Origin of the sequence: Pseudomonas protegens (assembly GCF_003732485.1) — a bacterium.
GTDB classification, from domain to species: domain Bacteria; phylum Pseudomonadota; class Gammaproteobacteria; order Pseudomonadales; family Pseudomonadaceae; genus Aquipseudomonas; species Aquipseudomonas protegens_B.
Map to the genome: position 1 here is coordinate 23,884 of NZ_MOAK01000043.1, position 7,820 is coordinate 31,703.

General features: G+C 59.7%; 9 protein-coding genes. 3 read left to right on the forward strand and 6 right to left on the reverse strand.

Annotated features, from left to right (window positions below; translation table 11 throughout):
- The 3 genes from treR to BLX41_RS09530 form a co-directional block, all read left to right on the forward strand.
- A partial coding sequence (gene treR / locus BLX41_RS09520; protein WP_259744616.1) for a trehalose operon repressor occupies window positions 1-617 on the forward strand: 617 nt, incomplete at its 5' end.
- Window positions 618-762: 145 nt separating this feature from the next.
- Complete coding sequence (locus tag BLX41_RS33590; RefSeq protein WP_185073476.1) at window positions 763-1,482, forward strand: hypothetical protein; 720 nt, start codon at window positions 763-765, stop codon at window positions 1,480-1,482.
- A gap of 139 nt (window positions 1,483-1,621) precedes the next feature.
- Window positions 1,622-2,227 (forward strand): ADP-ribosyltransferase family protein, encoded by a 606-nt coding sequence (locus BLX41_RS09530; protein WP_123724685.1) that lies wholly within the window; start codon window positions 1,622-1,624, stop codon window positions 2,225-2,227.
- Between the two features lie 65 nt (window positions 2,228-2,292).
- Here the strand turns inward: BLX41_RS09530 and BLX41_RS09535 are convergent, their stop codons facing one another.
- The 6 genes from BLX41_RS09535 to BLX41_RS34905 form a co-directional block, all read right to left on the reverse strand.
- Window positions 2,293-2,814 carry a helix-turn-helix transcriptional regulator gene (locus BLX41_RS09535; RefSeq protein WP_123724686.1) on the reverse strand — a complete coding sequence of 174 codons (522 nt, stop codon included), beginning with the start codon at window positions 2,812-2,814 and terminating at the stop codon, window positions 2,293-2,295.
- Between the two features lie 5 nt (window positions 2,815-2,819).
- Entirely contained in the window at window positions 2,820-3,098 is a 279-nt protein-coding gene (locus BLX41_RS09540) for a hypothetical protein (protein ID WP_123724687.1), read from the reverse strand.
- A gap of 321 nt (window positions 3,099-3,419) precedes the next feature.
- Window positions 3,420-4,997: a glutamine-hydrolyzing GMP synthase gene (guaA, locus tag BLX41_RS09545; RefSeq protein WP_011063192.1), complete on the reverse strand. Its 1,578-nt coding sequence runs from the start codon at window positions 4,995-4,997 to the stop codon at window positions 3,420-3,422.
- A 104-nt stretch (window positions 4,998-5,101) separates the two neighbouring features.
- Window positions 5,102-6,571, reverse strand: a complete 1,470-nt coding sequence (guaB, locus tag BLX41_RS09550; RefSeq protein ID WP_123724688.1) for an IMP dehydrogenase — start codon at window positions 6,569-6,571, stop codon at window positions 5,102-5,104.
- A gap of 116 nt (window positions 6,572-6,687) precedes the next feature.
- Window positions 6,688-7,236: a sugar ABC transporter ATPase gene (locus tag BLX41_RS09555; RefSeq protein WP_123724689.1), complete on the reverse strand. Its 549-nt coding sequence runs from the start codon at window positions 7,234-7,236 to the stop codon at window positions 6,688-6,690.
- A gap of 132 nt (window positions 7,237-7,368) precedes the next feature.
- Window positions 7,369-7,820, reverse strand: a 452-nt coding sequence (locus BLX41_RS34905; RefSeq protein ID WP_259744620.1) for a TSUP family transporter, incomplete at its 5' end; no start/stop codon positions are given.

Below are 7,820 nucleotides of genomic sequence, written 5' to 3' on the forward strand. Positions count from 1 at the left end.
GCGAACTGATGGACAGCTACCAGGCCAGCCGCGGCACCGTGCGCAAGGCCATCGAACTGCTGCAGGAGCGCGGCTTCGCGCAGAAGATCCACGGCAAGGGCACCTTCGTTCTCTCGCCCAATCCCATCGAGTTCCAACTGGGCGGCATCGTCAGCTTCCAGGAAACCTATCCAGGTCTGGGGGATGACGTCAGCACCGAGGTGGTGGAGTTCAGCCAGTTTCCCCTGCAAGGCGCCCTGCGCAACCATCTGCAGGCCGAGGAAGGCAGCCTGATCACGCGGATCAAACGAGTGCGACGGATCGACGGCAAGCGGGTGATTCTCGACATCAACCATTTTGTCGCCGAGCTGATTCCGGGACTGGACCGAGAGATCGCCGAGCATTCGATCTACGCCTACATCGAACAGACCCTGCAACTGAACATCAGCTATGCCCAGCGCACCATCGAGGCCAGCCCGCGGAGCAAGGACGACCAGCAGTTGCTCGACCTGGACGGCCAGAGCCATGTGATCGTGGTGAGCAACCAGACCTTTCTCCAGGACGGGCGGCAGTTCGAGTACACCGAATCACGGCACACCCTGGACAAGTTCTACTTCTCCGACGTGGCCCGGCGCTGATTCAGCAACCATCTCCGAGGACGCATACGTCTATCAGTGACGCTGGTTGCAGGACACCTTATCCATGTCAGTAAATTGCCTGCCTCTGTAGATCACCACATGGGAGCTTGCTGACTCGATTACTTACACATTGCATGGAGCAGCGATGAACCGACCTTTACTGGCTACAAAAATTGCCTCAGGCCTTTCCGGGTGGCACCAACTTCAAACCGCTCAGAATCTCAACGACTTATCCGGCGAAGACTCCGCCCGGTCTGTCACGGCCCAGATCATAAACGCACAAGGTCAATTTCTTCCGGCAACCAGCCAGCTACCACCCGACTGGGGAAACACAAAAAAACGGGTAGATCTGGCCATTCTGGGACGTTCGCTTAATGCAGTTATCTGGTACGGCGCCATTGAACTCAAATGGCCGAGTTCGGCTGTCGATATGCATCAAGTCCGACAGAGTATCTTCCAGGATGCTATGCGCCTGACATTTATCAGCACAAACGGACTTGGAGCCAGATTCCTCATCGTGGGTGGTGAAAGCAGCACTATCAGCACATTGTTCGATACCCCACATCCCAATGCGCCTGATCGGGAAGGCCGCCGGCAAGCCTTTGCCCGCCTGTTCTCCCGCGACTTGAGCAATCCCCGTGGCCTTCTTCCTTCCAACGAATGGGCAGTAAGCTTTCCGCAGGCCGGCGATAGAGTGCCGCAAACGACGTTCAACGGATTCAATGGCAGATTGAAAACCGAACTCATTGCGCATTCACAATCGAAAATAGGCTCCACCACCGTAGGCTCGGTGTTTGTCTGGCAGTGCAGCCGCACCCGCGGCACAGCAGCCCCGAACAGCGGGCAAGCGGGTTTGACAGCATAAGGTGACGCTTCACGGAATCCCGTTTCGATGCACTGTCTCCGGAAAATCACCGACTCGGCAGTTTGCACCCAATAGATAGCCCTCGTTCGCACACAGGTGCGTCGCGTAATCATCTTGCACGTTGCCAACAAGGACCTTCATGAACCACCACCAAGCCTTCAAGGCGCACCTGGACACTCTTCCCCACGGCGCAGATCTTCTGCGGGTATGCAAAAGCTACAAGACCGCTGAGGATGGGTATGCCTTTGAGCTCAACGGTCGCTTAAAGGGCGGCCTGCCTCTGGAAAGGTTCTTTAGCGACCTGCCGCCTCTCAAGAAACTCATAGGCGCTACGCCAACAGACACCATCACCTTGTTTCGAATGACATCAGAAGCGGAGTTTTCCGTTCCATTACTTCAAGCCCTTGAAGGAACCTTCACCTATCAAGCCTTCATGTCGACTACGAGCGATACCAACGAGCTGGGGAAATTCATCCCGCCATCAGGCGCGCCGCTGATCCTTGAAATAGAGTGCCCGCCTGGCACGGCACTCGCGCCTATCGATTTCATTTCTGGAATCAAGGAAGGTGAATACCTGCTTGGTTGTGGAACAAAGTTCCGAATGACTTCCGATCCGCAAGCCCTAAGTGTGGAGCAAGCCAAGGAATACGCTCCAGGGCGCAGTGACCTGCGCCTAATAAAGCTCAAGGTCGTCGAGAACCCACCCTATATTGAACCTGACAGCCTCCTCCAGATCAGCGTCTGACTGGGAACCTGGCACCCAGCCACGCGTAGACCGTATCGGAGCCAGGTTGTCAGGCGAATGCCCCATCAGCCCAGCAAGGCAATCAATTCACCACTCAGGGGGCCGATGCGCTTCGACTCCTTGGCGGTGTTCACCTGCTGCGCCACCCGCGCCACTTCGATCACCGGGTGCTTGAGGGCGTAGCCGCCCTTGCTGTCCAGCCAGCTCAGGACCTCCGCCAGATGCCACAGCGAAGCGCTGCCTTCATGGATCGCCAGGGGAAAGCTATCGGCATGGCCGAGCATCAGCTTGCGCATGTTCTGCCGGGACACGCCGACGATCTCGGCGATCTCGCTGAGGCCGACGACATCCGGGCCGGCCTCCACCAGCCGCGCCTCGGGGATGATCCGCTTGATATCCGCCAGGGCACTGAGCAGCGCTGCCTCGGCGCTCTCGGCTTCGCGACTGAACTCCAGGGCCAGGCGCCCGGCCAGGCCGGTGCCCACCAGAGCGTCGGTGCACCCGGCCGCACCGAGGCGCTCCACCAGTTGCAGCGGATCACAACCCTCCGGCGGCAGCAGGTAGTTGAGGGTGAACAGGTATTCCATGGTCCTTACTCCTTGCGGGCTGCCGGCGCCTTGGCCCCACGCAGCTGGTTCAGGGTGCAGTTGTCGATCACCCGACATAGCGCCCGGGCGTGCTGGGTCGGGTTCTTCGGTGTGCGCCAGACACTGGTGATGCAGAACTCGCCACAGCGACACACATCATTGTTGTACGGGCAGTAGATCCGGCCCCAGGCATGACCACCGCCGACCTCGATGCGCCAGCCCTGCCATTCGGCGTAACGCAGGGCCATTTCAATATCCTTCTTGGGATGAATTGCACGAGCCATCCATAGCCTCCAGTATCGCCAGCCAAACAAGGTTGTCAACTGACAACCTTGCGCAATCCGATCAAACCCGCGCCACGAACAAGCCGCAGCAACAACAGCGGGGGAAACTAAAGGGTAGAGAGAAGCCTGGAGCACAGCGAAGAACATGTCTTGCGTGATATTGCCGGACGACGGAAAAGCGCGGTTAGCAAAAGTTCTGCAACACAAATGCCGCAGGTGTTGAATTCAAATACCCGGGAACGACAATGGCGATCGACACCCGAAGGTCCCGATCGCCATTGTTTACCGCAAATGGATCAAGCGCCGATCACTCGGCCCCGATCATTCCCACTCGATGGTGGCCGGCGGCTTGCTCGACACGTCGTAGGTGACGCGGGAGATGCCTTCGATTTCATTGATGATGCGGCCGCTGACGGTTTCCAGCAGTTCGTAAGGCAGGTGCGCCCAGCGTGCGGTCATGAAGTCGATGGTTTCCACGGCGCGCAGGGCCACGACCCAGGCGTAACGGCGACCATCGCCGACCACGCCAACCGATTTCACTGGCTGGAATACCACGAATGCCTGGCTGACCTTGTGGTACCAGTCGGCCTTGCGCAGCTCTTCGATGAAGATGTGGTCGGCACGACGCAGCAGGTCGGCGTATTCCTTCTTCACTTCACCGAGGATACGCACGCCCAGGCCCGGCCCCGGGAACGGGTGACGGTAGACCATGTCGTACGGTAGGCCCAATTCCAGGCCCAGACGGCGGACTTCGTCCTTGAACAGCTCGCGCAGCGGCTCAACCAGCTTGAGGTTCATTTCTTCCGGCAGGCCGCCCACGTTGTGGTGCGACTTGATCACGTGGGCCTTGCCGCTTTTCGCGCCAGCCGACTCGATCACGTCCGGGTAGATGGTGCCCTGGGCCAGGTACTTGATGTTTTCCAGCTTGCAGGATTCGGCATCGAACACGTCGATGAAGGTGCGACCGATGATCTTGCGCTTCTTCTCCGGGTCGGCTTCGCCGGCCAGGTTATTGAGGAACTGCTCCTCGGCGTTGGCGCGGATCACCTTGACGCCCATGTTCTCGGCGAACATGGCCATCACTTGCTCACCTTCATGCAGGCGCAGCAGGCCGTTGTCGACGAAGACGCAGGTCAGCTGGTCGCCGATGGCCTTGTGCAGCAGGGCCGCCACCACGGAGGAGTCGACGCCGCCGGACAGGCCCAACAGGACGTTGTCGGTGCCGACCTGGGCACGGATCTGGGCAATCGCGTCTTCGGCGATCTTCGACGGCGTCCACAGTGCTTCACAGCCGCAGATGTCGAGGATGAAGCGCGACAGGATGCGACCGCCCTGCTTGGTGTGGGTCACTTCCGGGTGGAACTGCACGCCGTAGTAGCGCAGGTCGTCGTTGAACATGCCGGCAATCGGGCAGCTCGGGGTGCTGGCCAGGATGTGGAAGTCTTCCGGCATCTTGGTGACTTTGTCACCGTGGCTCATCCATACGTCGAGGCCGAACAGGCCGTCGGCGTCGACGTGGTCTTCGATGCCGTCCAGCAGGCGGCTCTTGCCGACCACATCAACGCGGGCATAACCGAATTCACGCAGCTCGGAACCTTCGACCTTGCCGCCCAGTTGCTCGGCCATGGTCTGCATGCCGTAGCAGATGCCGAAGACCGGAACGCCCAGGTCGAACACCGCTTGCGGGCAGCGAGGGCTGTTGGCTTCGTGCACGGACTCGGGACCGCCGGCGAGGATGACGCCTTTGGGAGCGAATTCGCGGATCGCTTCGTCGTCCATGTCGAACGGATGCAGTTCGCAGTAAACCCCGATCTCGCGCACGCGGCGGGCGATCAGCTGGGTGTACTGGGAACCGAAGTCGAGGATCAGGATGCGGTGGGCGTGAATGTCGAGGGCCATGGTCAGTCTCGTCTAATTTCAGAAACGACACGGGGCTGAAAAACACAGCCCCGGTTACTAAATTCGTCAATCGCCTCCGGGCCTGAGCCTGGAGGCGATCACTATCAACCTACGCGATAGTTTGGCGCTTCCTTGGTGATCTGCACGTCGTGGACGTGGGATTCAGCCATGCCGGCGCCGGTGATGCGGACAAACTCCGGCTTGGTGCGCATTTCTTCGATGTTGGCGCTACCGGTGTAGCCCATGGAAGAACGCAGGCCACCCATCAGTTGATGGATGATCGCGGTCAGGGTGCCCTTGTACGGCACACGACCTTCGATACCTTCCGGCACCAGCTTCTCGGCACCCGCGGAAGAGTCCTGGAAGTAGCGGTCGGAAGAACCCTGGGCCTGGGACATGGCGCCCAGGGAACCCATGCCACGGTAAGCCTTGTAGGAACGGCCCTGGAACAGTTCGATCTCACCCGGGGCCTCTTCGGTACCGGCGAACATCGAACCCATCATCACGCAGGACGCACCGGCGACGATGGCCTTGGACAGGTCACCGGAGAAACGGATACCGCCGTCGGCGATCAGCGGAACGCCCGTGCCGACCAGCGCCGCTGCAACATTGGCGATCGCGCTGATTTGCGGCACGCCAACACCGGCCACGATACGGGTGGTGCAGATCGAGCCAGGGCCGATACCGACCTTGACCGCATCGGCACCGGCTTCGGCCAGAGCCTTGGCTGCAGCGCCGGTAGCAATGTTGCCACCGATCACCTGGACTTCAGGGAAGTGCTCTTTGACCCAGCGAACGCGGTCGATCACGCCTTTGGAGTGACCGTGGGCGGTGTCTACCACCACCACGTCGACACCGGCGTTGACCAGCGCAGCAACGCGGTCGCCCGTGTCCTTGCCGGTACCGACCGCAGCGCCGACGCGCAGGCGACCCTGGTCGTCCTTGCTGGCCAGCGGGTAGGCCTTGGCTTTTTCGATGTCGTTGACGGTCATCATGCCTTTGAGGGTGAAGGCGTCGTCGACGATCAGTACACGCTCGATGCGGTGTTTGTGCAACAGCTCACGGACGGCGGTCTTGTCGGCGCCTTCCTTGACGGTGACCAGACGCTCTTTAGGCGTCATCACTTCGCGGACGCTGACTTCCAGACGGCTTTCGAAACGCACGTCGCGGGAAGTCACGATGCCCACCAGATCGCCGTTGTGCAGCACGGGCACACCGGAGATGTTGTGCATGCTGGTCAATTCGAGCAGATCACGTACGGTGGCGTCGGCTTCGATGGTGATGGGGTCTTTGACCACACCGGCTTCGAAACGCTTGACCTTGCGCACTTCGGCAGCTTGCTGCTCGATGGTCATGTTCTTGTGGATGATGCCGATGCCGCCTTCCTGAGCCATGGCAATTGCCAGACGGGCTTCAGTGACGGTGTCCATGGCGGCGGAAACCAGTGGAATATTCAGCTCGATGCCACGGGTCAAACGGGTCTTTAGACTGACTTCATTAGGCAGTACTTCGGAATAACCGGGCACTAAGAGGATGTCGTCGAAGGTGAGGGCTTCTTGGCTGATACGCAGCATCGCGGGGGCTCCCGGGCGGGAAAATGGAAGCGCGCCATTATACTCAGACACCTACCCGGGCTCAATGTAAAACTCTGTCTAATATCGCTGGAGTGATAGATGGAGATATCGCCTCTCTAGAGCTCGACCTTCACCCAACTCACTGGCTGATCCAGCCAATCGGCGAATTCATCGATAAAGCTCTGTTTGAAGCCCGCCTCTGCCCAGTTGTTGAAGATGAATCCCAGGTTGGAAAAACCACAGGCCTGCAGGAACAGAAACCCGTTGATGTCATCTTCATGACCGCATTCGGGGCAGGTGAAGTTGTCGGTCCGCCCTGGCATCCAGTCTTCCAGACTCTCAAACAGCGCTTCGCCCACTTCCTGGCGGCACTCGGCGCAGCCGGCTTCTTCGAGAAAGCCTTTGGCCGGGGTATAGATGCAGCGCTTGGTGATGATCTCCAGGCCATTGATCGGCTCGCCAAAAGGCAGCGCGTCCGGGCGCAGCACAACGTCCCGGGCACCGGCGGCAATCGCATGGCCCATGCGATTTCCGGTACGCCCGCAGGTGCTCAGGGTTTCCTCGACGATATTCTTGCGCACCAGCCAGCGCACAATCGCCCGAGCCCGGGGCTCGTGCACCGGCAAGGTGGAAATTTTCGGGACGAGGATGCTTTGCGAATTCATGGATAAGCCTGGAACATGCTGGGACGGTACGAAGGCTTTCGCCGGCAAGCCGACTCCTACCATCAATTGTAGGAGCCGGTTTGCCGGCGAACGGATTAAAAGGCCCGCAGCTTAATCCCTGAACCCCGCAGGTCAAGTGCTCAGGTAGCGCCCGATCAAGGCAATACCACTGGCCAGCACCAGCCAGGTCACCAAGCGCACAAAAGCTTCCCGAGACAGCCTCATGGTCAGGCGCCGCCCCACCCACAAACCCAGGGCCATCGCCGGCGACAGGCACACCGCCAACAGCAACAGCGGTAACTCGGCATAGACCCCGGCCAGAGCAAACAGACTCAAGCGCACCACGGTGCTGCAACTGATCAACGCACTCTGGGTGGCCCGTGCCGGGTCCTTGGGCAAACGACTGTTCAGGTAGATGGCATATAGAAAGCCGCCACTGCCGAACAACGCGCCAAACATCCCGCCGACAATCCCCATGGGCACTGACCACCCCACCGCCAAGCGTGTAGGACGCGCCTTGACCCACAAGCTGTAAACGGCATAAGCGCTGATAAACAGCCCCATTAACAGAAGCAACAGATCGG